Source organism: Gilliamella sp. wkB292 (assembly GCF_001690235.1).
GTDB classification, from domain to species: Bacteria; Pseudomonadota; Gammaproteobacteria; order Enterobacterales; family Orbaceae; genus Gilliamella; species Gilliamella apicola_F.
This window is the reverse complement of the sequence record NZ_LZGO01000062.1, coordinates 40,918-66,659: the sequence shown is the minus strand read 5'-3', so window position 1 is coordinate 66,659 and position 25,742 is coordinate 40,918. Positions and strand designations below refer to the sequence as shown.

Here is a 25,742-nt window from a genome sequence, read left to right as displayed (position 1 = left end):
TAAAATGACAAAACCAAAACTACAAATCGCATTAGATCAAACTGAATTGCAACCCGCTTTAGCTGTCGCCAATAATGTTGCTGGATTTGTTGATATTATTGAAGTGGGTACCATTCTGGCTTTTGGTGCTGGGATTAACGGGGTAAAAACCTTACGAGAAAAGCATCCAAATCATATCTTAGTCTGTGATTTAAAAACCACTGATGGAGGGGCAATTTTAGCTAAAATGGCGTTTTCAGCCGGAGCGGATTGGCTGACAGTATCAGCAGCAGCTCATATTGCCACCATTGAAGCGTGTAAAAAAGTGGCTGATGAATTTGGGGGTGAAATTCAAATAGAACTTTACGGCCATTGGACTTTCGATGATGCTAAAGCATGGCGTAAATTAGGTATTAAACAAGCTATCTATCATCGTTCTCGTGATGCCGAATTAGCTGGAGTTGGTTGGGGTGAAGAGGATTTGGTTAAAATGCGTCAACTTTCTGATTTAGGTTTAGAACTTTCCATAACTGGCGGTATTGTTCCTGAAGATATTCATCTGTTTGCTGGAATAAAAACTAAAGCTTTTATTGCTGGTCGTGCGTTAGCCAATGAAAATGGACAGCAAACAGCCCAAGCGTTGAGGGAGCAAATTGCTAAATATTGGTAATTTTACATTGCAGTCGAGTAATCGACTGTTTTTGTTTTATCCTCATGTTATTGGATCATAAATTATGACTGAACAAACAATAAATTTTGTTAAACACGCGCCAGGTATTGGTATTTATGAAAAAGCGTTGCCTAATCAACTTTCATGGCAACAAAAAATGGCTGAAGCAAAGTCTTTAGGTTTTGATTTTATTGAACTGTCTATTGATGAATCTCAAGAGCGTCAAGCAAGGCTTGATTGGTGTGATGATGACATTTATGCCTTACGACATTTATGTGAAAAAAATGGTATTTTTTTTCATTCAATATGCCTAAGCGCACATCGTAAATACCCATTTGGTTCAGCGGATCCAAAAATCTGCGAACAAGCCAAAATGATTATGCTAAAAGCAATTTCGTTTGCTTATAAGTTAGGTGTAAGAGTGATTCAATTAGCTGGTTATGATGTGTATTATGAACCTGCTGACTTACAGACCCATCAACGATTTATTGCGGGTATGCAATGGTGTGCGAAACAAGCAGAAAAAGCAGGCGTGATGTTAGCTGTAGAAATTATGGATACTAATTATCTTAACTCGTTAAGTAAATTTGAAATCCTAAAGGCACAAATTAACTCACCTTATTTTATGGCTTATCCTGATGTGGGTAATATATCGGGATGGAACTTTGATATTAGTACTGAGCTTTTACTCAGTCGCAATCATATTGTTCAAATACACTTAAAAGATACTTATAAAGTTAAACCCAATTATGCAGGGCAATTTAGGGACTTAGTTATTGGTGATGGTGAAGTTGATTTTGTTGCAGTATTTAATACATTGAAATTAATGAATTATTGTGCACCACTAGTTATCGAAATGTGGGCTAATGATGATCATTGGAAAGATAATATCATCCTAGCTCAGCAACGATTAAAGGCTATTGCTCAGCAGGCTAATTTCCCGCTTTTTTCTTCACTTGATTAAAATCAAAAGTTGATTGATATTTTATGTTTAACTCATCACCTTTTTGGTGATGAGGTATTTTTTAAAATCTAACTTATTGAAAAATTAAAACTATATTGAATTATAGTTTAGTCACTTTTCTCATTTTATTTTTGTGATTCACCTTGTGATGAATGATATTCTAGTTGGTAATAGCGCCACCTTGTGGTATTTTGTGCAAATATTTTGGTGATTTTGCAAATTTGATATCATTACTTGTTTAACGTGCAAATTAATCTGTTAAATTAACTTGCCATCTATTTGTTATCATTGAAATTTTTATAAAAAATAGAGAATTAACAGGTTTTAGATAGACTAATGTACAAATTATCCTTTTTTAAGTTGCCCTTTATTTTTATAACACTATTTCTTATTTCGAGTGCTTTTATTTTCAACATTAGATTTGGTATAACCTTTCTTGCTACTTTTCATGACTATAAAAATTTATGGTCTTCACTGTATAAACTTACCCCTTATCAATTGCTACGTTCAATTCCCGAATGTCTGTTGTTGTTTGGCGTATCTGCAATTGCATTTTATCGAATTAACGTTCATTTGGTGACCTTAAAAAATATTGTTCTCATTATACTAAATGTGCTGATTGTTTGTACTATTGGCTATTTATTAAGTGTCATAGCCGATTTAATGTTTGATGAGATATTAATCAATTATATCGATGTTGATTCATGGTTATTTATTTTAGTGCTAAGTATTATCCCTGATGGTCTATTTTATTTGTGTGCAGGTTTACTGACTTATTATTGTATTAGGGCATTAAATAATCAGTTTGAAAAGAGTACATTAGTTTTTGAACTTAATACGCTTAATAGCTGTAAAATTCATTTTATTTTATTTTTAGCCTTTTTCTTTTTTATTTTAATTGGTTTTCCGTCTTTTATTTTAGATATTTTGATCCAACAAGATCACTATCTTATTTCGATTAGCCGCCATATTGCCTTCCCTTTTATCTGTTATGTGTTGATTTTCTGTGTTGTTATAGTTGTTTGCAAAAACACGTTTACTCAAGTATTTATGGTATTACAGATTGATAGAATTGTGAAAAGTGTGGTTTATTCAAATCTGTTTATTTTTGTGTTTAATTTTACTCTTTTTAGCATTGCTGAAAGGTTATTTGACTTGACGGTTAGCCAAACCATTTTACATGATTACACTGCGTTAGTATTGAAAATAGCACTGCCAATTATCTCATTTATTATATCTTGTTTGATTGTGCGTAAAGTTACCCAGTACTATTTTTATCGAAACACTGGGTATAGTTTAACTTTATGATAGTGTTGTTTGTTGTAGCTTAAGTGAATCGGCAATGTGCTGCTGTGTTTTTAATGTTCGAATATTTTGTAATACTTGTGCCGCTTGAAAATAGTGCGATTTTAAGTAAGCTAGCCATTGTTTGATGCGCGCTGAATGATAAAGCGGTTTAACCTCTTCGATAGTTGTTGTAGCGTAATTAATTAAAATCTCTAAAATTTGTTGCCACGGTAACTCTGCATCATTAAAACGAATCATATTGGCTAAGTTTGGGATCGTTAAAATACCACGTCCAAGCATAATGTCTTGGCTCTGACTTTGGATAAGACAATTTTGCGCATCTTTAACGGAAAAAATCTCGCCGTTAGCAATAACTGGAATATTTAATTTTTGTTTGATTTTTCCTATTGTTTGCCAATCAATTTTATCAGCTTGATAACCGTCAGTTTTTGTTCTTCCATGAATGACAATTTCGTTTGCTCCAGCTTGTTCGATTGCTTTCGCGATATCTAAACAGTAAGATTTATCCGACCATCCTAAACGGATTTTGGCTGATAATTTTGCTGTTGCGCCAATGGCGAGTCTTGTCTGTTTAACAATATTAAATATTTGTTCTGGGTATTGTAATAAGTAAGCACCGCCGTGACTACCCACGACAGTTTTAGCAGGACAACCAAAATTGATATCGATTCCATACGAACCCAACTCAATAGCTTTAACTGCGTTTTCTGCCATCCATTCGGGTGATTGACCAAGAATTTGTACTCGCACAGGCGTACCCGAAGCTGTTTTTCCATCATGGTAAAGTTCAGGGCATAGACGGTAAAATGTTCGGTTAGATAATTTATGATGAGTAACTCTGACAAATTCTGTCACACAATAATCAAATTGATTAATTTGAGTTAAGATCTTTCTCACATTATAATCTAACACGCCTTCCATCGGTGCTAAGATGATACGATTTAATTTCATTGTCGTGCCTGCTTATTTTGTTCGTTACCACAGATTGAGCAGTTAGGTTGTTTTGTCAGCTTAACTTGATTAAATTGCATACTCATTGCATCAACCATTAGTAGTCGACCCGATAACGGTGTGCCATAATGAGTAAGCACTTTTATTGCTTCTAATGCTTGCATTGAGCCAAACATTCCCACTAGAGGGGCCATTACCCCAGCTTCAACGCAAGTCAATTGATCGTCGCCAAATAAACGACTCAGGCAGTGGTAACAAGGCTCATCATGCTGATAGGTAAATACAGTTAATAAACCTTCCATCCGAATGGCTGCACCAGAGACTAGTGGTGTTTTAGTTTGAAAACAGCAACGGTTAATTTGTTCTCGAGTAGTTAGATTATCGCTACAATCAATCACAATTTGATGATGTTTGATAAGTGAAAGTAAGCAACTATCATCCAGTTTTTGGTTCACTGTATTAATGATGGTATCTGCATTGAGTTTACTTAGCGTGTGTTTTGCGACTTCAACTTTATATTGATTGATTGTTTTTTCTGTATATAAAATTTGTCGGTTTAAATTCGATTTTGTCACGGTATCAAAATCAACTAAGGTTAACTTTCCAACTCCAGCCGCTGTGAGGTAAAGCGAAGCTGCACAGCCAAGTCCACCTAAACCAATAATTAGTACCGCACTATTTTTTAATACTTGCTGTTTTTCAATATCAAAACCATGCAAAGTTATTTGCCTATCGTAACGAAATAATTCTTGATCAGTTAGCGCTTGCATAATAGATAATTGTTCATCGTAAATTGCTATATTATAGCAGACACTTGACGCCTTACGGCGCCAAGCTGTTAAGATTATTTGTCAAAACCAGACAAAAAGGTGAGATATTCTTCTTTGGTCATAAGTGGTTTGTAATTTGATATTAGCGTTTGTGCTGATTTTGCATCATCAAAAAGTAAATCGATAATTGTACACGCCATCATTTGTGCAGGGCGAATATAAGCCATTTCTTCATCAAATACGACATAATCTTTTCCATGCAACACGCCTCTTACAGATCCGATCCATGGATGACTTACTGGCATAATATGCGACAAATCACCTGTATCAGTACTACCTGTCATATGGGGTGCAACTGAGACATTTTCTTCACCAATTAATTTTTCAGCGTTATACTTCAACAGTTCATTTAACGTAGCATTATTATGTAAAGGAAGATAACCTGGTAAATCTTTGATTTCACAACTTGCCCCAACAGCCATCGCCCCCGCTTGTAAGGCTTGATTAATCCGTTCATTGGCTTTAATCATTGCAGGAACGTTACCTGCACGCACATAACTTTCCATTCTTACATCACTGGGTACGACGTTAACCAAATCGCCGCCTTGAGTAATAATTGGATGGAATCGGATATAATCTTTTTCTTGAAATGTGTCACGAATTGCATTAACACCCATCAATCCCATCATTGCTGCATTTAATGCGTTAACGCCTGCATGTGGGGCTGCTGCTGCGTGAGCTGCTTCACCTTTATATTTGATTAGTTTTCCAATAAAACCATTACTGGTTGTTGATATTTCAATAAAACCATCTTTACGTTCATTTGGTACACTAGTTAAGTGGATTTGTAGCGCCATATCGACATCATCAAATTCACCTCGGGAGATGAGTTCGGGCTTACCACCAATGTATTTAATTTTACCTTCTTCAATAAGCCGATTTCGATAAGTGATTTCCACATATTCTTCAGCTGGTACTGCAAAAGGAACCACATCACCAGCTAAGTATTGCATGGCGCCAGAATCGATTAGCCCCATGGTGACAGCCATCATATTCGCAATTTGTGCATTATGTCCACAGCAATGAGCAGCACCAGAGGTTTCATCAGCAGCAGGATGATCTGCACAAATTATGGCATCAAGTTCACCAATAACCGCGACGCTATATTTACTGCCTTTTCCGCCTTTTAAACGGCCTTTAACACCGGTTAACGCTAATTTATTTTTATAGGGCACGCCCAATTTTTCAAAAGCTTGTTCTACTTTTTTTGCGGTTTTGTGTTCTTTGTAACCAAGTTCGGGTTCAGCCCAAATAGCTTCAGCAATGGCTTTTATATCTGCTTTTCGATTTGCAATAGCAAGGCAAACCTGTTGTTTAAGTTCTTCTTTAGTCATAAATTAATTCCTATTCCAGTTAAATAACACCTTCCCAATGTAAGGTAATTTGTGCAATGATTGCGGCAAAAATAAACGTACCTGAAAACACCGCTAGCGAAACAGGGATAATTCGCCAAGAGATACTTTTAAACAATGCTAAATCTTTGCCAATAGCAAGCCCTGCGTAGGCAAGTACCGGTGTACAAACGGCAAGTAACGAAACATTGTCCGTAATGGAAACAACTTGTTCATGGAAAGGAAATATAGGGGATGAGGCAATGGCTGCAACTACCGACACCCATAAAATTACTGGAAATTTATTGAGTAAAGGTACTTTGCCAACAAAGTATCCAACAATTGATATAACTACCAAAATAGCTAATGCTTGTAACGATAACATAAAATCAACTTTGTAGCCGACAGTGTTACCCGCTGCCATAATAATAGCTACTAAGATGAGTAAAAATAGTGTTTCTAAACTTTTCATTACAACAATCCTTCCTTAATTACGACGAAAACGAGCAAAAGTGTTATATAAAAAAGAAGCAAAAGGTAATGAAAATAAAGTATAAATGTAGATACCCACTATACTGGACATTAAATTTGCTGTTGTTGCATAGGCTTTAATTTCACTTGCCAGATCTGGATAGAGATCGCTAATTGGTGCTAATGACGCAGCCATCATACTTCCGCTACCAACACCCGCGCCCATAGCTAAAGCATAGGGGTGAAGAATATCTAACTTAGCCATAACACTCGCTAATATGCTCATCCAAATCGCACCATAAAGTGTGCCACAAACGTACATAGCCATCACACCGCGTCCTTCGGCTGAATCTAAACCGTATTTATCTGCAACAATGGCAATATTGGGTTCACGAGCAACTGAATAAGTGGCGCCAACCGCTTCACGTTTCATACCTAACATCATTGCTAAAGGTAATCCTAATAAAATGGTACCGGCAAAGTGACCTAGCTCTTGAAAAATGAGTGCCAGTTTTGCATCTTTTAAAATCATATCGATTTTAGGACCAACGGCAACGCCCAATTTGGCAACAAGTAGCATTAATGTGACAATCATAACGGCACTTGCATGATTCATATTTTTTATGTTTAATATTTTGAGTTTAGGAAGGCTTATGATTCCGCCAATAATCATAGCATATAGCATGGGGTATAAAGTAATAATCCAAATAGATTGTTTACCAATAAACTCACAGATCAGAACGACTATTAGTGCTAACAAATGCACTCTATAGTCTTTAATAATTTCCATCCTTATAAACCTCTAATAATAGTTTTTATCAATAATCACTATCCATGATATATAGAATCATAGTCAGTATTTGCACTGCATATTTAATATACATAACCTTGATTATTACCGTCAATAAACAACTGTTGTTAATTTGTTAATCATAATCAAGATTGTCTTTTTGATGAGCTGATTGAAACAATTGAATAATAAATATCAATAAATGCCTTTATAAGCCCTTTATTTGATTTATAATACAGACAATTTTTATAGCTTGAAATTTTAACAGGATATTTTATGCGTTCGATTTATTGTGGTCAGTTAAACTCATCTCATATTAATCAAGAAGTTACCTTGTGTGGTTGGGTTAATAAACGCCGAGATTTAGGTGGTATGATTTTTATTGATATGCGTGATCGCGAAGGAATTGTACAGGTCTTTTTTGATCCTGATTATTTGCAGGCGTATCAGTTAGCGGGTGAACTACGCAATGAGTTTTGTATTCAAATTAAAGGTAAAGTAAGGGCTAGACCAGAAGGCCAAATCAATAAAGATATGGCAACTGGTGAAGTTGAAGTTTTAGCAACTGAACTTGTTATTTTTAATCGAAGTGATGTTTTACCATTAGATTTTAATCAAAACAATAGTGAAGAGCAGCGTTTAAAATATCGATACATCGATCTTCGTCGTCAGGAGATGACGGCAATTTTCAAAACACGCGCTAAAGTGACTGCCTTTGTACGTTCGTTTATGAATGAACATGGTTTTTTAGACATCGAAACCCCTATGTTGACTAAAGCCACACCAGAAGGTGCGCGTGATTATTTAGTGCCTAGCCGAATCCATAACGGTGAATTTTATGCTTTACCTCAATCTCCACAACTATTTAAACAACTCTTAATGATGTCAGGATTTGACCGATATTATCAAATTGTTAAATGTTTTCGAGATGAAGATTTACGTGCAGATCGTCAACCTGAATTTACCCAAATTGATGTTGAAACTTCATTTATGACAGCAGAGCAAGTGCGTGAGATCATGGAGCAAATGATTCGTGAACTATGGTTGCATGTTAAAAATGTTGATTTAGGCAAGTTCCCTGTTATGACCTTTGCAGAAGCCATGCGACGTTTTGGTAGTGATAAGCCTGATTTACGTAATCCGCTTGAAATTATTGATGTGGCTGATTTAGTTAAAGATATCGATTTCAAAGTATTTTCAACGCCTGCTAATGATCCAAAAGGGCGTGTTGCATTACTTTGTGTGCCTAATGGGGCGCAATTAACCCGAAAACAGCTTGATGATTATACGCAATTTATTTCGGTTTATGGTGCCAAAGGTATGGCTTGGATCAAAGTTAATGAACGTAGCAAAGGACTAGATGGTGTCCAAAGCCCTGTTGCAAAATTCTTTAATCAGACACAAATGGAAGCATTACTTAATCGTGCTAATGCTAAAGATGGCGATATATTATTATTTGGTGCTGATAGCTACAAAGTTGTTAGTGATGCGCTAGGTGCATTACGCTTAAAAGTTGGTAAGGATTTAGCCTTAACAGATGAAAATAGATGGGCCGTTCTTTGGGTTGTGGATTTTCCAATGTTTGAAGAAACAGATGAAGGGCTTAGTGCCATGCACCATCCATTCACCTCACCAAAAGATTTTACCCCTGAGCAGCTAATGGAAAGTCCTGAGACAGCAGTTGCCAATGCCTATGACATGGTTATTAATGGTTATGAAGTAGGGGGCGGTTCAGTGCGTATTCATCGCAGTGAAATGCAACAAGCGGTATTTTCAATTTTAGGTATTAATGAACATGATCAACGTGAAAAATTTGGCTTTTTACTTGATGCCTTAAAATATGGAACCCCGCCTCATGCAGGACTGGCATTCGGATTAGATCGCTTAACTATGCTATTAACAGGCACGGATAATATTCGAGATGTGATTGCATTTCCGAAAACCACAGCTGCTACCTGTTTATTGACTGATGCACCGAGCCCGGCAAATCCAGCAGCATTAGTAGAACTAGGAATCGAAGTTTGCAAAAAATAGCGAAATGTTAAATGCAAACATTTAAAAAGCCTGAATCGGTGTTAGTTGTTATTTACTGCCAAAGCACTTTGCGTTGTTTGATGATGCAACGCAAAGATGATCCTAATTTTTGGCAGTCAGTAACAGGCAGTTTAGAGAATAACGAATTGCCAGTTGAAACGGCAATTCGTGAAGTGTTTGAAGAAACAGGTATTGATATTGTTGGTAGTAATTTGTCGTTAGTCGATGCTAAACATGTGGTTGAATTTGAAATCTTTCCACAGTTTAGACATCGATATGCACCACAGGTTGAGATAAATAAAGAACATTGGTTTTATCTGCCTTTGACTACAGAGGTAGAACCTATGTTGAGTGAACATTTAGCCTATCAATGGATGTCAATTCAAGATGCGGCTAATTTGACCTTATCGCCTAATAATCGAGAGGCGATCAAGAAGATTGTAAATTATTAAAATTCAGTTAAGAGGTCGGGTATGAAATTAAATCGTTACATTATGTCAATTTGTTTATCTTTTTTTACCCTAAATAGTTATGCTGAAATAAACATACCAAAGTGTCAAATTAACCAAAATCAATACATGATTTTTGATGAATATGATACTCAAATTGCAGAAAAAATAATTGATTATAAATTACATGATCAACCTGAAAAACGAGCGAGTAGTATTATTAAAATATTTGCTAATGATAATAGTGAAAATCGAAATTACTGGTTAGCTTCTTTTCAATTTGACGATAACACTACGCAATATTTATTCTTTCAAGTTAAACCAGAAAAGTTTATTGAAGTTGATCAAAAACAATTTCAAACCTTATTACCTAAAATTATTGAATGCAATCAGAATAAACAAACGCCCATTTATAGTGAAAATTTTGATGAAGATTAATCCAAGACATAAGTCAAACATCATTTAATAAACAAAACCCCTTTGGATTGGGTATCAAAGTAACAGGGAGTAATAGTGAATGAATTTTTCTAATTTTCGTGATTTTTTAACTTATCTTGAGCAACAAGGTGAATTAAAAAGAATTACTTATCCTGTTAGTCCTTATCTTGAAATGACCGAAATTGCCGATAGAGTTTTACGTGCACAAGGTCCCGCATTATTATTTGAAAACCCTATTGGTTATACGATGCCTGTATTATGTAATTTATTTGGTACAACAAAACGGGTTGCAATGGCAATGGGGCAAGACGATCCCTCGGCATTACGTGAAATCGGGCAGCTTTTAGCTTTTTTACGTGAACCTGAACCGCCAAAAGGTATTCGACAATTTTTCAATGTTTTACCGAAATACAAGCAGATATTGAATATGCCGGTTAAGCGCCGATCATCGGCCGCTTGTCAAGAAGTGGTATTAAAAGATGAACAAGTTGATTTAACACAATTGCCTATTATGCATTGCTGGCCAGGGGATGTTGCTCCATTACTTTCTTGGGGATTAACTATTACTAAAGGTCCTTATAAAGAAAGGCAAAATGTTGGTATTTACCGATTGCAATTATTAGCCAAAAATAAATTAGTGATGCGCTGGTTGTCGCATCGAGGTGGTGCACTTGATTTTGCCGAATGGCAACAAGCTCATCCTCATGAAAAATTTCCTGTGGCGGTGGCTATTGGCGCAGACCCTGCAACAATTTTAGCCGCAGTTACACCAGTACCCGATACTTTACCAGAATACGCATTTGCAGGGTTATTAAGGCAAGGTCGAACCGAGGTAGTTAAAGCATTATCTAATGATTTAGAATTGCCAGCCACAGCAGAAATTATTTTGGAAGGTTATATTGATCCAAATGAAGTGGTACCAGAAGGGCCTTATGGTGATCATACCGGTTATTATAACGAAGTTGAAAATTTTGCTGTTTTTACTGTTACCCATTTAACTCATCGCAAAGATGCCATCTATCACTCAACTTATACTGGACGACCACCCGATGAACCGGCTGTGATGGGATTAGCGTTGAATGAAGTTTTTATTCCCATTTTACAAAAGCAGTTTCCCGAGATTGTAGACTTTTATTTACCGCCAGAGGGATGCTCATATCGAATAGCTGTTGTGACTATCAAAAAGCAGTATCCTGGTCATGCTAAACGTATCATGATGGGGGTTTGGTCCTACTTACGACAGTTTATGTATACCAAGTTTGTCATTGTTTGTGATGATGATATTAATGCACGTGATTGGAAAGATGTTATGTGGGCGATTTCAACACGTATGGATCCTCATCGAGACACCACGTTCATTGATAATACTCCGATTGATTATTTAGATTTTGCTTCTCCGGTTTCGGGCTTAGGATCTAAAATGGGATTGGATGCCACAAATAAATGGCCAGGAGAAACTAACAGAGAGTGGGGCAAAATAATTAAAAAAGATCCTAAGGTCGTTGCTTATATTGATGAAATTTGGGATAAACTTGGCGTGTAGCCAGTTAATAATAATGCTTGATAAACAATATCTTTTACATAAATTTACTTAAAATAAACAAAAACTATCACCTTTTTATGCATTTATGTATAATTATTCCCCATGTTATGGCAATTAAATAATTATGAAAAAATTTCGAATTTTATTGGCGCTTATGTTTTGTTTTTCTTATGGCGCCTTGGCAAGTGAAACTAAAACTCAGACAGATACTGAACTGAAGGTTGCAGATCCTGGTTCATTAATCCCTTCTTTACGGGTTTCAGCTGAAAAAGGTGATGCACAAGCTCAATTTTCATTAGGAACTATTTATAAACAAGGTTTAGGTGTTGAAGTTAGTGATATTCGAGCCTTTTTTTGGTATAAAAAAGCAGCGGATCAAGGGTTAGCTAAAGCGCAAAATAATCTGGCTTATATGTATCAAAATGGTTTGGGTACCACAGCTGATCTTGTGCAGGCATTTCAATATTATAAACGCGCAGCAGACCAAAATTATGCCTTAGCTAAATATAATTTGGCGTTAATGTATAAAAATGGTGAAGGGACAACTAAAAATACCTTAAGTGCAATTGATTATTTTACTCAAGCTGGCGAGCAAGGCGTTTTAGATGCTTACCTTAATTTAGGTATCATGTATTTTTTTGGCGATGGTGTTAAAGAAGATAAAATGGTTGCAGCAGATTGGTTTAGTAAGGCCGCTAAAGGCAACAATCCTGAAGCTCAATACTATTTAGGTTTGATGTCAGAACATGGTGATGGTTTGACTAAAGATTATGTCGCTGCTACTTATTTTTATACTCAAGCTGCAGAACGAGGGCATGTACTGGCGATGTATAACTTGGGTATTATGTATGCAACAGGAACTGGCACAAAATCTGATAATTCTAAAGCTGCATACTGGTTTACTAAAGCGGCTGAAGCAGGTAATGCTGATGCACAATACAATATTGGCGTGATGTATGAAGTTGGTGGCGGCGTGCCAAAAGATGCCAAGAAGGCTGTAGAATGGTACATTAAAGCCGCAGAACAAGGTAGTGTTGATGCGCAATATAATTTAGGTATAAAGTACCTTGAAGGCGAAGGTATTGAAAAAAATACCAATCGGGCGATCTATTGGTTTACTAAAGCAAGCGAGCAAGGTGACAAAGATGCTAAAGCTTATTTAGATCAGTTATTATCAGGAAAATAAAAAGAGCAATTTGCTCTTTTTATTTTTTGATGGTCCGTTACCCTGAATTACGCATACCAGCAGCAATTCCGGATATAGTAATCATCAATCCTTGTTCAACCGTTGTATTTTCTTCTTCACTGCGATTACGCGAACGTCTCAATAATTCAGCTTGTAATAAGTTTAACGGTTCGATATAAGTATTACGTAATGCAACCGATTCAGCAATCCAAGGCAAGTCAGCCATTAAGCTAATATCATCGGTGATAGTTAGTACGGTGTTAATGTCTTGAGTTAATAAATTTCTTAATTCTTCACCTAACGGCCATAAAATCGGATCGACAAGTCTTTGCTCGTAATATTCATGAATATTTGGCGCAGCTTTAGCATATACCATTTCGAGCATACCTAAACGAGCGTTAAAGAATGGCCAATTATGATACATGTCTTTAAGTAAATCTTTTTTCCCTTCTTCAATGACTTGTTTAAGTGCACTACCGGCACCTAACCAAGAAGGCACCATTAAACGGTTTTGTGTCCAAGCAAAAATCCACGGAATGGCTCGTAAACTTTCAATACCGCCACCTGTACGTCGTTTTTGTGGACGAGAACCAAGTGGCAGTCGTCCAAGTTCTGCTTCTGGCGTTACCGCTCTAAAATAATCGACAAATTCGGCACGTTCACGTACATAACTTCGATAGCAACGACATGATATATCAGACATTTCATCCATAATATCACGCCATGCTTGTTTAGGCTCTGGAGGGGGTAATAAGTTAGCTTGTAAAATGGCTGATGCGTATAGCATCAAACTGCTCAAGGCTACTTCTGGTAAACCCAGTTTAAAACGGATCATTTCACCTTGTTCTGTCACTCGAAGCCCACCTTTTAATGATCCTGGTGGTTGTGAAAGTAATGCCGCATGTGCGGGTGCACCGCCTCGACCGATAGATCCACCTCGCCCATGAAAGAGCACTAGATTGATATTATATTTTTCAAATAGGTGAACCAACTCTTCTTGTGAACGATATTGTGCCCATGATGCGGCAAGTGTACCTGCATCTTTAGCAGAGTCAGAATAACCAATCATGACCATCTGTTTACCTTGAATCTTTTCACGATACCAAGGAATATCCAGAAGTTTTTGCATGACAGATTTGGCATTATTTAAATCATCTAAGGTTTCAAATAATGGAGCAACAGGAATATTTTTTTGGCAGTCGACCATTTTTAATAGTAGGTAAACCGCTAAAATATCTGAAGGCGCTTTGGCCATTGATATAACATAAGATGCAATCGATTCTTGTCCAGCCTTTTTGATAACACGGCAAGTATCTAGAACTTCTTGTACCATTTCTGGTGGTTGCCAGCGGTAAGGCAATAAAGGACGATTTGATTGTAATTCTGCTAATAAAAATGCTTGTTTTTCATCTTCAGACCACTGGGCATAACTGCCTAGGTTGAGCTCTTTAGTTAATGCATCTAGTGCTTCAGTATGGACAGAGCTATCTTGGCGAATATCTAACCTGACTAATTGCAAACCAAAGCTTTTTATACGTCGTAACGTATCAAGTAGTGGACCATGTGCTATTGTTGACATGCCATTTTCAATTAATGATTCATAGCAGGTATAAAGTGGCGTCCATAGTTGTTCATTTTTAATTAAAATATCTGTAGGGGGGATGACTTGTTCATTATTTAGTAATGAAACAATATAACTATGGGTTTTCATCAGGCGAGCTCGTAACTGTTTCATCACTGCTCGATAAGGTTCAGAGGCAGATTTATTATTTTCATCTAACAAGTTGATAACCGCTTGGCTACATTCACTCATCGATAATTCACGAACCAGTATTTGAATGTCAGCTAAAAATAACTCAATTGCTTTTAACCTAGCTTGTAACATGACCTTTTCCGTCACTTTAGCTGTTACATTTGGGTTGCCATCACGGTCGCCCCCCATCCATGAGGTAAACTTAATTGGAACATGATCAACCGATAATTGTTCGTTAAATGCATCAACTAATTGATCATTAAATTCACGTAAAAACAGTGGCACTCCTTCCCATAAACTATCTTCAATGACTGAAAATCCCCATTTTGCTTCATCAAGCGGTGTAGGACGTTTTTTACGGATTTCATCGGTGTACCATGCTTGGCAGACAAGTTGTTTAAGACGGCGCATAATCCGTTCTATTTCGTAATCAGCTAAATCATCATGATCTAGTTGAGATAAACAATTATTAATAGCAGTATAGGTATTAATCATTGTTCTGCGATTAATTTCGGTTGGATGAGCTGTTAATACCAGTTCAATCGAAAGATCATTAATAGCTTGTGTTATGGTTTGATTTGAAAAATTGAGTTTTTTTAATGTACTAAATAATTCCGTCATTTTTTTGGGGCTACTCGATGCTTCACCATGAGGAGAAATACCATAATATTCGGCGGCAGTATTAACCAAATTTAAGAATTGATTAAATGCTCGAGCAACATGTAACAAGTCCTCATCATTCAAATTTTCAATCAATTTGAGTAATTCATTATGGGCTTGTTTATTACCTTGCTGTGCTGATTTTGATAATTGCCTTATTTCTTCTACTAAATCAAATGTTTTATTACCAGTGGCGCGTTTGATTGCATCACCGAGTAAAGTCCCTAGCATATTGACGTTGCTTCTCATTGAGGAATATTCACTGTTCATTCTCTTCTCATTTTCTTTATTATGGCTAACTAAACTTTAAACTGTAAAACGGTTATTACAGTTTAGAGGCTAAGATATAAGTCATTGCTAATTTGTTTAAGATATATACTTTATAACAATACCATATTGAATTTAAATAATAAAATTTTATATTCTTTATTATTTTAATTGTTTTAATTATATTCTCATCATTATCTAAAAAGATAAAAAAATTAATTAAGCGTATTTTTTAGTCAGATTATGTTTTTAAATGCTTGTTTTCTGTTAACAGATTGTCTGTAAACTGTATCTTAATAGGATTTGGGTATATACTAACGCAATGATTAATGTATATTGGATTGTTATTTGATGCTTATTGTTTTCTATATTGCGTCGATTATTACTGTTATTGCCAGTATAAAAGTGATTAGTTGCTTACGTGTTGATAAAGCCATTTTATACCTTATTATTGCGCTTTTCGCTTCAGCTTTAATATTTATTTTACTCGATACGTATTTTTCTGCTGTTTTATACATTATTTTATTTATTGGTGGCACAGTGATGTTATTTTTATCTGTTGCAACTATTCTACGAATTCGTGTCGACAATGTTGAGAATAAAAAACGAGGTATCAGTCCTAAAATTTGGCTAGGTCCATTAGTTTTAGCTTTTATTTTATTAGTTGTACTGATTTACGGTGTAGTGAGTACTGACTACTCACAAATTAAAGAGGCTCATGAATTGATGCATGAAATGTCAGTATATGCTTACATTTTGATGTCGGAATTGGCTGGTTTTTTGTTGTTAGGTGCAGTTGTTATTGCCTATCATTTTATGCATCGACTATTGTCGGAGAAATAATATGATTCCTTTAATGCATTGTCTTATTCTCGCTTCTGTATTATTTGTAATTGGCTTATTAGGCGTAATGATTCGACGTAATTTTTATTTTTTACTGCTAAGCCTTATGATTATGAATAATGGCGCTATCGTCGCAGTGGTTGCTGCAAGTAGTTATTGGCAACAGGCAGAAGGTCAAGTACTGGCTATTTTAGCTGTCATTACTGTATTAGCTCAAGCTTGTGTTGGGCTTGCGTTACTGATGAAATTAATTTATCGCCGTAAAATAATTAATATTGACTCATTGAGTGAAATGAAAGGATGAACTTACTTTATTTAACTATTATTGTTCCCCTAGTCTCTTTTTTATTGTTGGTCTGTCTAGGGAGACATATTCGATCAATTAATGTCATCATTATTGGCTTTAGCACCATGCTAATTGTTGCTCTTATTACGCTATTTTCATGTATTGATTTTAGTAAAAATACTGTACCTGATATGACGTTAGTCTATAGCCGACCACTTTGGAATTGGTTTTCAGTCGGCGATTTTGTTGTTCCTTTATCTTTAACATTAGATGGTTTATCCCTTACTTTTTTGGTGCTAATTGCTTTTTTTGGTCTATTAATTTATTTTTTCGCCGCCTGTTATTTAACTTCCAAAAAAGATATCTATAATTTTTATGCGTATAGCAATTTATTAATTGCTAGTATGTTAACTATTGTACTTGTTGATAATCTCTTGGTTATGTTAATTGGTTGGGAGGGTGTGAGTTTAAGTACATACTTACTTATTGGTATCTATTATAAACAGCTGCGTAATGGCTATGCTGCTGTTAAAGCATTTGTCATTATGCATTTAACCGATATTTTTCTTATTATTGGTATATTTTTACTGTATCAAACTTTAGATACGTTAAATATACGTGATATTTTGACACAGGCTCACGATAATTTAGCTGTCGATTCAGATGTTATTTTTTGGATAACATTAATGTTATTTTTAGGGGCAATAAGTAAGTCAGCACTATTTCCTATGCACTCATGGTTTGTTGAAACAACATTAGCACCTATGCCGGCGGTGGCTTTGCTGCAATCATCTACCGTTATTTTAGCAGGGGTATATTTGGTTCTACGTTTAAGTAATTTGTTTATGATGTCGAGTGATACATTAGCCATTATGACAATTATTTCTTCGTTAACCGTATTATTTGCTAGTTCAATTGCTTTAGTTCAAAGTGACATTAAACGTATAATCACTTTTACTAACCTTGCTCAGCTTAGTTACTTATTTTATGCGTTTTCCACACAAAGTTGGAATTTGTCACTCAATTGTTTAATTAATTATGCGGTAACCAGCTCTTTACTCATTTTTGCCTCTGCGATTTTAATTAAAAAATGCCATGGTGAGCGAGATATCAATAAACTTGGTGGATTAGTCAAATCATTCCCAATGTTGTATGCCATATTTTTGCTTATTATGTTGTCTTTAAGTGCTATGCCTTGGATCTCTGCCTCTTTTTATATCAAAGGTGATATTATTTGGGGGCTAATGGCTAAAGATCATCTAATGGCTGGAACTATTGGTTTATTAGGTATTTTGTTATCAAGTTTAAGTATTTGGCGACTAATTTTTACCGCATTTTATCATAAACCAAAGATTTTTGAGTTTAATAAAACAATGTGGATAAGTTATTGCCCAGCCTTTATCCTATTGATTTTTACAACAGCAATTTTTATCTATTTCCCGCTTCCTGTTCAGGGGCTTATTCCTATTGCTGAACTTGATACTAATGGTCAGTTATCATTTCAATTGTTACTTGCTGCTGTAACATTATTGAGTTTTCTTATCGCCTATATTTTGTACGCGCATCCAAATAGTGAAGTGCAAGAAATACTCAATACACCAATGATTAAATTCTTTGCGCGATTATGTAATGGCGATTGGCGCTTTGATTATGTTGTCAGTTACCTATTTGTTAAACCTTATCTATTTTTAGCTAACCTGCTTAAACAAGATCCTTTAGCGTTATGGGATAATTGGATAATGTTAGGAATAAAAAAAATTAACTCATATATTGTCAGCTTAGAAAATGGGCATATAAGGTGGTATATGGTTTCAATTGTCATGGGAAGCATTATTATATTAATGTTACTCGTTTTTATTTAATAAAGGTGTAATCTTTCATGTTGTTATCGCTTGTATTCTTACCTGTAATAGGCGGATTTATTAGTTGGTTATGCCATGTATTTTTATTGCGAATTGTCAGAACTTCTTATCTACCATCACATTGGTATAAGTTACCAATGGTTATTGCATTTATAACAATTTTAATTACGTTAATGCTTGCTTTAATCTTATGGCTAGATGGGTTAACGGTATTACAACAAGGTAATAACTGGCTTGAAGAAGTGAATATTGAATGGATTCCTTTGCTAAATATTCATTTTCATCTGGTATTAGATGGCTTATCGTTAGTGATAATCGCTTCCACACTATTTATTGTGTTACTGACAATTGTTTATTCAAGTAAAGAAAGTTTAAATAATTTTGGTTTATTTTATTTATGCATTTTATTTATGACATCAGCTATTATGATGTTATTTGTTATCACCGATCTGTTTTTGATGTTCTTTTTTTGGGAAGCGGTAGCAATTCCTATTTATTTTATCATTTCTTTATGGGGGCGTCGCGACTCAAGTTCCCAATTGCGCTTTAATGGTGCAAGCAAGTTTTTGATTTATACTCAAATTAGTAGCTTGTTAATGTTAATATCCATTGTGTCATTAGCGCTAATTAATTGGAATTTAACGGGGCACTGGACATTTGATTATCAAGTTTTAACCAAAACCCCCATTTCTAGCTATACTGAATTTTTACTAATGCTCGGTTTTTTAGCTGCTTTTATTGTACGCATTCCTTTTGTGCCATTTCATCGCTGGTTTATTGATGCGCATATTGAATCATCAACCTCGGGATCAATGATGATTAGTGGTTTACTTCTAACAACAGCTACTTTTGGGCTATTTAGAATTGTGATTCCTTTGTTTCCAAATGCCTCAGTTATGATTATGCCATTAATCTTAATATTAGCATTATTTACTTTGGTTTATGCAGCACTATTAGCGTTCAATCAAACTGATATCAAAAAGTTAATTGCTTATGTACATATTGCTTTAATGGGCTATATGACAGCAATCATTTACAGTGGTTCAGTGATTGCTTATCAAGGTATTGTGATACAAATGATTGCCATTAATTTAGTTATCGTTGGCATGTTTATTATTAGTGGTCTGTTAGTTGAATGTTACTCAACGCGTAATATTAATCAATTTACAGGTCTTAAACAGAAAGTTCGTTATCTTTCGACATTTACCTTATTTTTTATTTTGGCTATTTTAGGTATTCCAGGTACTGCTAATTTTGTTGGCAACTATATGATGTTGCTTGGTAGTTATACATCATTCTCTTATTACACTATTTTGTTAGTGATTGGTTTACTATTATTGTCAATTTCATTGATTATTCGCATGCAACCAATTTTTTATGGTGTTGTCGAAAAAAATCATTCAGCTAAATCTCACCTTAGTAGAAGAGATATATCATTATTAACGAGTATATTAATGGTATTAGTTTTTATTGGCTTATATCCACAAATAGTGTTGGATATGTCATATTCTATCGTCAACCAAACCCAACAATACATTACAGCAGAGCGCGCGGGAGAGTAATAACTTATGATAGCCTTATCGCCGATATTTGTATTAAGCTTCACTATCATTGTTTTGCTTATTGCCCTATTTTTTCTGAAAATGAATACAAAAGGGTGCGCTTTTTTAACTGTTTGTGGTTTAGTTTGTGCATTAATATGTTCTTCGATGATTGGTTACAAAATATCGTTCAATACCCAGATGATAACCGATATCAGCAGCGATAATATGCAAATATCTTTAAATTCGGATGTAACAACCAAAGAAGACTCTGTACCAAATAGTGAGGAAACGATTGCTGTTGATGCTGTGCCCACTGAACCCGAAACAAAGGCTGATAATAACGCTCAACAAAATAATCAAACTGATGTTAATTCCAACATAACCTCAGATACCAATAATGAAAATATTGAAGATAAATCAAACACAGATCCATCAGTTGAAGAATGGAAAGCGCATCAAATTACTGCCTTATTTACTTGTGATGGTTATGGATTGCTTTATACCAGTTTAATTTTAATCATTGCAATTACGGTATCTTGCTTAGCCTATCGTTGGTTTGTTCATGAAAGAGTTGCTCATGGTTTGTTTTATGTTATTTTACTGTTTATGACATTAGGCGGCGTTACACTAGTCTATGCTAGCCATTTGATTTCTTTTTTTGTTGGCATTGAATTACTTTCAATTCCATTTGTTGGGTTAATTGGCTATCAATATATTCAAACTCATTCATTAGAAGCTGCCGTTAAATATATGATTTTATCCGCTGTTGCTAGTGTGTTTTTATTGATGGGAATTGCCTTTTATTATGCAACAACTGGCGAGCTAACTTTTAGCGGGTTAAGTTACCAACTTTCAACCATGTCTTATCCAAGTAATTTATTACTAATGGGTGTTTGTTTAATGTTAGTTGGGATTGGTTTTAAACTTTCATTAGTGCCTTTTCAGTTATGGTTGCCCGATGTTTATCAAGGTGCACCGACAGTTGTTGCTCTATTATTATCAACAGTAGGAAAGGTTGCACTATTTTGTGCCATTGCAAGGTTGTTTTTATTGGCGCCGATTGTTAATAATGAAACCATTCGAATGATACTTGTTATCATGGCACTATTATCAATACTATGGGGGAATTTAATTGCTTTAATGCAAAGTAGTCTAAAACGACTATTAGCGTATTCCTCCATTGCACATTTTGGTTATTTACTCATTGCATTAATTGCTGTGCAATATCAAGTATTAGCTTTAGAAACAATTGGCGTATACTTAATTAGTTATATTTTAGCCAATATCTGCATACTCGGAGTGATTAGTTTAGAATCGCATTCTGATGAATTGCAAGATCATGAAAACGAAGTAGATTTATCGGGATTGTTTTGGCGTAGACCTATCTTAGCATTAACGATGGCCGTTGGTTTATTATCGTTAGCTGGAGTACCGCTTACTGCTGGGTTTGTTGGTCGATTTCTATTAGTACTATTGGGAGTAACCGCTGAATTATGGTGGTTAATTGCTGCAGTGGTAATTGGTAGTGCTCTTGGTTTATATTTTTATGCACGTTTAATTATTAATCTTTATATAAGGCCTTCTTGTCGAGACGATCAGATATTAAATAGTGCTATTATCAAACTAAAATGGCAGGATATTAAAATAAGCGAGCTCATTATTGCGTTGTCAGCCTTATTAATTCTTATTTGTGGTATTTATCCTAAATGGTTATTTAATCTAGTGAGTATGGCACAATATCTAACGACTTAATAAGCGCTTTTGCGCTTTTAAAAAGTTTTTACAGGTAGGTTGAAATTGATTTGAACAATTTACTTGGGTCTTGTTTACATTAAGAAATATCTGTTACCTTAAACATTTTGACAAGAAATAGTTAATAATAGATTTAGTTATTGTGTTATAATTCCGACCTTTAATATTTTATTTGAATCAAGAGGACCTATATGGACTTTTTAATTTCTAATGCTTATGCAAATGAAGGGGCTGCGGCTGAAAGCAATCCTTATTTTTTACCTATCATGTTGGTTGTGTTTGGTCTGTTTTTCTATTTTATGATTATGCGCCCACAACAAAAACGTGCTAAAGCCCATCGTGAACTTATGGCTTCGATTTCAAAAGGTGACGAAGTGTTAACCAACGGTGGACTTATTGGTCGTGTATCTAAAGTTAACGACAATGGTTATATTGCGTTAGAGTTAAATGATACAACAGAGGTTGTTATCAAACGTGACTTTATCACATCTGTTTTACCAAAAGGGACAATGAAGTCACTATAATAGCAAGTAAGCTATTATAGTTCATTGTGTTAATTAGCTAATTCCACAAGAGAATATGTCGTGTTAAATCGCTATCCTTTGTGGAAGTACATTATGTTGGTCGTCGTTATTCTCGCCGGCCTACTTTATGCACTTCCAAATATTTATGGTGAAGATCCCGCTATACAAATTTCCGGTTCAAATACTGCTGAAATTAATGTTGCTACCCAAGATAAAATTAAAAAACTCTTGACCGATAATCATATAGAACCTAAATCATTTGTCTTTGAAAACAAATCTATTTTAATTCGTGTAGGTGATAATGATACTCAGCTCAAAGCTAAAGAGTTAATTTCACAAGAGTTAGGGAATGATTATATTGTTGCACTCAATTTAGCACCAGCAACCCCAGCTTGGTTAACGGCTTTAGGTGCTGAACCAATGAAACTTGGTCTTGATTTACGTGGTGGTGTTCACTTCTTAATGGAAGTTGATATGACAACAGCACTCAGTAAGCTCATTGAACAATCCACTGAAAATTTAAAATTTGAGTTAACAAATAGCAAATTAAATTATGCAGCCATCAATAAAGAAGGCAATCAACAAATTGTTGTGCAATTTGCGAATACTGAAGATCGTAATAAAGCTATTACTAAAATTAATGGTTTACCCGATTACAAACTTACCTCACAAACTGAAAATAGTATTACTATCAATATTAGTGAACAGCGTTTACAACAAGCCAAAAATGATGCAGTTCAACAAAATACCACTATTTTACGTAATCGTGTAAATCAATTAGGTGTTGCTGAGCCTATTGTGCAGCGTCAAGGTTCAGATCGCATTGTAGTGGAATTACCGGGTATTCAAGATACTGCTTTAGCTAAACGTATTTTAGGGGCAACAGCCACCCTTGAGTTTAGACAAGTAAATGAAGATAACACCCCTAATTTACCCGCTATTATCAAAGGTGATATGCGCGTTCCATATGGTTCTGAAATCAAATATATGGAAAACGGGCGCCCTGTTTTGCTCTATAAACGTGTAGTACTAACAGGTGATCACATCACTGATTCTTCATTCAGAGTCAATGAATATAGCCAACCAGAAGTTGCTATTACGCTTGATAGTTCTGGTGGTAAAACGATGCTAGATTTTACTCAGAAAAATCTCAAAAAATCGATGGCAACGTTATTTGTCGAATATAAAGATACAGGAAAACGTGACGAAAATGATAAACCTATTCTTGAAAAACAAGAGCGGGTGATCAATGTTGCGACAATTCAAGGTATTTTTAGTGATCGTTTTCAGGTGACGGGGATAAGTAGTGTTGATGAAGCTAAAAATCTATCACTACTATTACGAGCGGGCGCCTTAATTGCACCGATTCAAATTATCGAAGAGCGTACAGTTGGACCATCAATGGGACAAGAGAATATCACGCAAGGTTTAGAGTCTTGTGTTTGGGGACTACTCATTTCAGTCTTCTTTATGCTAATTGTCTATCGTCTATTTGGTGTGTTTGCTAGCCTTGCGTTGGTCGCGAACTTAATACTAATTGTGGGTGCTATGTCATTATTACCAGGCGCAACATTAAGTATGCCAGGTATTGCAGGGATTGTATTAACAGTTGGTATGGCCGTTGATGCTAACGTTCTTATCAATGAACGAATTAAAGAAGAGCTCAGTAATGGTCGCGGTGTACAACATGCCATTAACGAAGGTTATGCCGGCGCTTGGAGTAGTATTTTCGATGCGAATATTACGACATTAATCACAGCGGTTATTCTTTATGCTGTGGGTACTGGCTCGATTAAAGGATTTGCTATTACATTAGGTATTGGTATTGTAACATCGATGTTTACATCGATCGTAGGTACTCGTGCATTAGCTAATCTGATTTATGGCGGTCGTCGCGTTAATAAGTTATCAATTTAGAGGTTTATTGTGACTGTTGATAAAAAAGAAAATCATGATGTTAGAGAGCTAAATCATGGACGCAGAGTGCTCGACTTTTTAAAATTTGGTTTTATCGCTTTTGTGATTTCAATGCTACTCGTAGTTGCATCAATTGTCGTTATCTTTGTTAAGGGTTTTAATCTTGGACAAGATTTCACAGGCGGTACAACCGTTGAAATTACTGTGACAAAAGCGGTTAATCTTGATGATCTGCGTAATAGTTTACGGGACGCCGGTTATCATGAGCCTGTCGTGCAATACTATGGTAGCAGTAAAGATATTATCATTCGATTGGCTGCTGCTAAACAAGAAAACGGTACGGTATCATCTGTTATTGATAATGCGCTAGGCAGTAAAATTTCTAATTTAATCCATAAAGATATTGATGCTGATGCGCAGATTAAACGTATTGAATTTGTAGGACCGACTGTTGGTGCTGAATTAGCACAAGATGGTATCTTAGCAATTTGTGCTGCGTTAATTTGTATCTTGATCTATATTGCATTTCGTTTTGAATGGCGATTTGGTACTGGTGCGGTAGTTGCATTAGCGCATGATGTTGTGATAACTGCTGGTTATTTATCGTTATTTCAACGTGAATTAGATCTAACGATTATTGCTGCAATGTTATCCATCATTGGCTATTCTCTTAACGATACCATTGTTGTATTTGACCGAATTCGCGAAAACTTTAGAAAAATTCGTCGAGCTTCGCCTTATGATGTCATTAATATTTCGTTAACCCAGACTTTACACCGAACTTTGATGACTTCAGGAACAACGCTTGCAGTTGTGATTATCCTGTATATTTTTGGCGGTTCAATGTTAAAAGGTTTTTCTGAAACATTAGGCGTTGGTATTATTTTAGGGACAATTTCATCAATTTATGTTGCTGCTTATATGTCACTTAAATTAGGTATAAAACGCGAACATTTTATGCCACCAAAAGTTGAAGTTGAAGGCGCAGATCAACCATCGATTTTACGTTAGTTATATAAAGCTCTTTCACATAGTGAAAGGGCTTTATTTGATTGTTTTTTTAACAATTAACATCAAATAGATTGACACCTATGGTCTAGTTGCATATCATTACCAACAGTTTTTATCCCTTTCTATATGGGGCCATAGCTCAGCTGGGAGAGCGCAACGCTGGCAGCGTTGAGGTCAGGGGTTCGATCCCCCTTGGCTCCACCAATTTAATATTTCGAAATATTCTTTTTAAACCCTGCAAAACACATCAAATCATATGTTTAAAAGACTATGGTAATACTACCTACTGACAGCGTGATCAATAAGGCTGCAACACTTAAAATGACCCGACATTATTCGAGCCTAGCTCTTTTGTGTCATCAATGATTTGTAGCTGGCT

At 35.4% G+C, this 25,742-nt stretch carries 22 protein-coding genes and 1 tRNA gene; 17 read left to right on the top strand and 6 right to left on the bottom strand.

Going from position 1 to position 25,742, the window contains the following annotated elements; genetic code table 11:
- Positions 1 to 4: 4 nt before the first annotated feature.
- From A9G09_RS07555 to A9G09_RS07545, 3 genes are all read left to right on the top strand, one after another.
- Complete coding sequence (locus tag A9G09_RS07555; RefSeq protein WP_065634258.1) at positions 5 to 649, top strand: 3-keto-L-gulonate-6-phosphate decarboxylase UlaD; 645 nt, start codon at positions 5 to 7, stop codon at positions 647 to 649.
- A 64-nt stretch (positions 650 to 713) separates the two neighbouring features.
- On the top strand, positions 714 to 1,613 hold the full coding sequence (locus A9G09_RS07550; protein ID WP_065634257.1) for an L-ribulose-5-phosphate 3-epimerase: 900 nt from the start codon (positions 714 to 716) through the stop codon (positions 1,611 to 1,613).
- 336 nt (positions 1,614 to 1,949) lie between these two features.
- Positions 1,950 to 2,921: a hypothetical protein gene (locus A9G09_RS07545; protein ID WP_141671545.1), complete on the top strand. Its 972-nt coding sequence runs from the start codon at positions 1,950 to 1,952 to the stop codon at positions 2,919 to 2,921.
- On the opposite strand, the gene dusC is transcribed toward A9G09_RS07545, so the two are convergent.
- The 5 genes from dusC to A9G09_RS07520 all read right to left on the bottom strand — a co-directional run bounded on the left by dusC (position 2,916) and on the right by A9G09_RS07520 (position 7,294).
- On the bottom strand, positions 2,916 to 3,872 hold the full coding sequence (gene dusC / locus A9G09_RS07540; protein ID WP_065634255.1) for a tRNA dihydrouridine(16) synthase DusC: 957 nt from the start codon (positions 3,870 to 3,872) through the stop codon (positions 2,916 to 2,918). The genes A9G09_RS07545 and dusC overlap by 6 nt on opposite strands.
- Entirely contained in the window at positions 3,869 to 4,642 is a 774-nt protein-coding gene (locus A9G09_RS07535; protein ID WP_065634254.1) for a molybdopterin-synthase adenylyltransferase MoeB, read from the bottom strand. Before A9G09_RS07535 ends, dusC begins: the two co-directional genes overlap by 4 nt.
- Before the next feature lie 74 nt (positions 4,643 to 4,716).
- Positions 4,717 to 6,036: an amidohydrolase gene (locus A9G09_RS07530; RefSeq protein ID WP_065634253.1), complete on the bottom strand. Its 1,320-nt coding sequence runs from the start codon at positions 6,034 to 6,036 to the stop codon at positions 4,717 to 4,719.
- Between the two features lie 19 nt (positions 6,037 to 6,055).
- Positions 6,056 to 6,505 (bottom strand): hypothetical protein, encoded by a 450-nt coding sequence (locus tag A9G09_RS07525; protein WP_065634252.1) that lies wholly within the window; start codon positions 6,503 to 6,505, stop codon positions 6,056 to 6,058.
- A 15-nt stretch (positions 6,506 to 6,520) separates the two neighbouring features.
- Positions 6,521 to 7,294 (bottom strand): DUF3100 domain-containing protein, encoded by a 774-nt coding sequence (locus A9G09_RS07520; RefSeq protein WP_065634251.1) that lies wholly within the window; start codon positions 7,292 to 7,294, stop codon positions 6,521 to 6,523.
- Positions 7,295 to 7,570: 276 nt separating this feature from the next.
- Here A9G09_RS07520 and aspS point away from each other — a divergent pair, with 276 nt between their 5' ends.
- The 5 genes from aspS to A9G09_RS07495 all read left to right on the top strand — a co-directional run bounded on the left by aspS (position 7,571) and on the right by A9G09_RS07495 (position 12,944).
- Positions 7,571 to 9,328, top strand: coding sequence for an aspartate--tRNA ligase (gene aspS, locus A9G09_RS07515; protein ID WP_065634250.1), 1,758 nt, complete (start codon positions 7,571 to 7,573; stop codon positions 9,326 to 9,328).
- Positions 9,329 to 9,339: 11 nt separating this feature from the next.
- A complete protein-coding gene (nudB, locus tag A9G09_RS07510; protein ID WP_065634249.1) occupies positions 9,340 to 9,780 on the top strand; it encodes a dihydroneopterin triphosphate diphosphatase in 441 nt (146 codons plus the stop codon).
- Positions 9,781 to 9,801: 21 nt separating this feature from the next.
- Positions 9,802 to 10,215: a hypothetical protein gene (locus A9G09_RS07505; RefSeq protein WP_065634248.1), complete on the top strand. Its 414-nt coding sequence runs from the start codon at positions 9,802 to 9,804 to the stop codon at positions 10,213 to 10,215.
- Between the two features lie 79 nt (positions 10,216 to 10,294).
- The gene (ubiD, locus tag A9G09_RS07500; protein WP_065634247.1) at positions 10,295 to 11,758 is read left to right on the top strand and encodes a 4-hydroxy-3-polyprenylbenzoate decarboxylase; all 1,464 of its coding nucleotides are present in this window, start codon (positions 10,295 to 10,297) and stop codon (positions 11,756 to 11,758) included.
- A gap of 124 nt (positions 11,759 to 11,882) precedes the next feature.
- On the top strand, positions 11,883 to 12,944 hold the full coding sequence (locus A9G09_RS07495) for an SEL1-like repeat protein (protein ID WP_065634246.1): 1,062 nt from the start codon (positions 11,883 to 11,885) through the stop codon (positions 12,942 to 12,944).
- Between the two features lie 37 nt (positions 12,945 to 12,981).
- Here A9G09_RS07495 and ppc read toward each other — a convergent pair whose 3' ends face one another.
- Positions 12,982 to 15,627 (bottom strand): phosphoenolpyruvate carboxylase, encoded by a 2,646-nt coding sequence (gene ppc / locus A9G09_RS07490; RefSeq protein WP_065634245.1) that lies wholly within the window; start codon positions 15,625 to 15,627, stop codon positions 12,982 to 12,984.
- A 348-nt stretch (positions 15,628 to 15,975) separates the two neighbouring features.
- On the opposite strand from ppc, the gene A9G09_RS07485 reads away from it, so the two are divergent.
- The 9 genes from A9G09_RS07485 to A9G09_RS07445 all read left to right on the top strand — a co-directional run bounded on the left by A9G09_RS07485 (position 15,976) and on the right by A9G09_RS07445 (position 25,567).
- On the top strand, positions 15,976 to 16,467 hold the full coding sequence (locus A9G09_RS07485) for an NADH-quinone oxidoreductase subunit J (RefSeq protein ID WP_065634244.1): 492 nt from the start codon (positions 15,976 to 15,978) through the stop codon (positions 16,465 to 16,467).
- Between the two features lies 1 nt (position 16,468).
- On the top strand, positions 16,469 to 16,771 hold the full coding sequence (nuoK, locus tag A9G09_RS07480) for an NADH-quinone oxidoreductase subunit NuoK (protein ID WP_065634243.1): 303 nt from the start codon (positions 16,469 to 16,471) through the stop codon (positions 16,769 to 16,771).
- Complete coding sequence (locus A9G09_RS07475; RefSeq protein ID WP_065634242.1) at positions 16,768 to 18,615, top strand: NADH-quinone oxidoreductase subunit L; 1,848 nt, start codon at positions 16,768 to 16,770, stop codon at positions 18,613 to 18,615. The genes nuoK and A9G09_RS07475 overlap by 4 nt, the downstream gene beginning before the upstream one ends.
- Before the next feature lie 17 nt (positions 18,616 to 18,632).
- The gene (locus A9G09_RS07470) at positions 18,633 to 20,177 is read left to right on the top strand and encodes a NuoM family protein (protein ID WP_065634241.1); all 1,545 of its coding nucleotides are present in this window, start codon (positions 18,633 to 18,635) and stop codon (positions 20,175 to 20,177) included.
- Between the two features lie 207 nt (positions 20,178 to 20,384).
- Complete coding sequence (locus tag A9G09_RS07465; protein WP_176700965.1) at positions 20,385 to 21,911, top strand: NADH-quinone oxidoreductase subunit N; 1,527 nt, start codon at positions 20,385 to 20,387, stop codon at positions 21,909 to 21,911.
- Positions 21,912 to 22,102: 191 nt separating this feature from the next.
- The gene (gene yajC / locus A9G09_RS07460; protein ID WP_065634239.1) at positions 22,103 to 22,435 is read left to right on the top strand and encodes a preprotein translocase subunit YajC; all 333 of its coding nucleotides are present in this window, start codon (positions 22,103 to 22,105) and stop codon (positions 22,433 to 22,435) included.
- A 60-nt stretch (positions 22,436 to 22,495) separates the two neighbouring features.
- The gene (secD, locus tag A9G09_RS07455) at positions 22,496 to 24,352 is read left to right on the top strand and encodes a protein translocase subunit SecD (RefSeq protein ID WP_081297515.1); all 1,857 of its coding nucleotides are present in this window, start codon (positions 22,496 to 22,498) and stop codon (positions 24,350 to 24,352) included.
- A 9-nt stretch (positions 24,353 to 24,361) separates the two neighbouring features.
- Complete coding sequence (gene secF / locus A9G09_RS07450; RefSeq protein WP_065634237.1) at positions 24,362 to 25,363, top strand: protein translocase subunit SecF; 1,002 nt, start codon at positions 24,362 to 24,364, stop codon at positions 25,361 to 25,363.
- 128 nt (positions 25,364 to 25,491) lie between these two features.
- A tRNA-Ala gene (locus tag A9G09_RS07445) sits at positions 25,492 to 25,567 on the top strand.
- Positions 25,568 to 25,742 lie beyond the last annotated feature (175 nt).

Excerpts from the sequence above, each read along its gene's own strand:
- A9G09_RS07555 (WP_065634258.1), top strand. The coding sequence starts at position 5 with ATGACAAAACCAAAACTACAAATCGCATTAGATCAAACTGAATTGCAA.
- A9G09_RS07550 (WP_065634257.1), top strand. The coding sequence starts at position 714 with ATGACTGAACAAACAATAAATTTTGTTAAACACGCGCCAGGTATTGGT.
- A9G09_RS07545 (WP_141671545.1), top strand. The coding sequence starts at position 1,950 with ATGTACAAATTATCCTTTTTTAAGTTGCCCTTTATTTTTATAACACTA.
- dusC (WP_065634255.1), bottom strand. The coding sequence starts at position 3,872 with ATGAAATTAAATCGTATCATCTTAGCACCGATGGAAGGCGTGTTAGAT.
- A9G09_RS07535 (WP_065634254.1), bottom strand. The coding sequence starts at position 4,642 with ATGCAAGCGCTAACTGATCAAGAATTATTTCGTTACGATAGGCAAATA.
- A9G09_RS07530 (WP_065634253.1), bottom strand. The coding sequence starts at position 6,036 with ATGACTAAAGAAGAACTTAAACAACAGGTTTGCCTTGCTATTGCAAAT.
- A9G09_RS07525 (WP_065634252.1), bottom strand. The coding sequence starts at position 6,505 with ATGAAAAGTTTAGAAACACTATTTTTACTCATCTTAGTAGCTATTATT.
- A9G09_RS07520 (WP_065634251.1), bottom strand. The coding sequence starts at position 7,294 with ATGGAAATTATTAAAGACTATAGAGTGCATTTGTTAGCACTAATAGTC.
- aspS (WP_065634250.1), top strand. The coding sequence starts at position 7,571 with ATGCGTTCGATTTATTGTGGTCAGTTAAACTCATCTCATATTAATCAA.
- nudB (WP_065634249.1), top strand. The coding sequence starts at position 9,340 with ATGCAAACATTTAAAAAGCCTGAATCGGTGTTAGTTGTTATTTACTGC.
- A9G09_RS07505 (WP_065634248.1), top strand. The coding sequence starts at position 9,802 with ATGAAATTAAATCGTTACATTATGTCAATTTGTTTATCTTTTTTTACC.
- ubiD (WP_065634247.1), top strand. The coding sequence starts at position 10,295 with ATGAATTTTTCTAATTTTCGTGATTTTTTAACTTATCTTGAGCAACAA.
- A9G09_RS07495 (WP_065634246.1), top strand. The coding sequence starts at position 11,883 with ATGAAAAAATTTCGAATTTTATTGGCGCTTATGTTTTGTTTTTCTTAT.
- ppc (WP_065634245.1), bottom strand. The coding sequence starts at position 15,627 with ATGAACAGTGAATATTCCTCAATGAGAAGCAACGTCAATATGCTAGGG.
- A9G09_RS07485 (WP_065634244.1), top strand. The coding sequence starts at position 15,976 with ATGCTTATTGTTTTCTATATTGCGTCGATTATTACTGTTATTGCCAGT.
- nuoK (WP_065634243.1), top strand. The coding sequence starts at position 16,469 with ATGATTCCTTTAATGCATTGTCTTATTCTCGCTTCTGTATTATTTGTA.
- A9G09_RS07475 (WP_065634242.1), top strand. The coding sequence starts at position 16,768 with ATGAACTTACTTTATTTAACTATTATTGTTCCCCTAGTCTCTTTTTTA.
- A9G09_RS07470 (WP_065634241.1), top strand. The coding sequence starts at position 18,633 with ATGTTGTTATCGCTTGTATTCTTACCTGTAATAGGCGGATTTATTAGT.
- A9G09_RS07465 (WP_176700965.1), top strand. The coding sequence starts at position 20,385 with ATGCAAATATCTTTAAATTCGGATGTAACAACCAAAGAAGACTCTGTA.
- yajC (WP_065634239.1), top strand. The coding sequence starts at position 22,103 with ATGGACTTTTTAATTTCTAATGCTTATGCAAATGAAGGGGCTGCGGCT.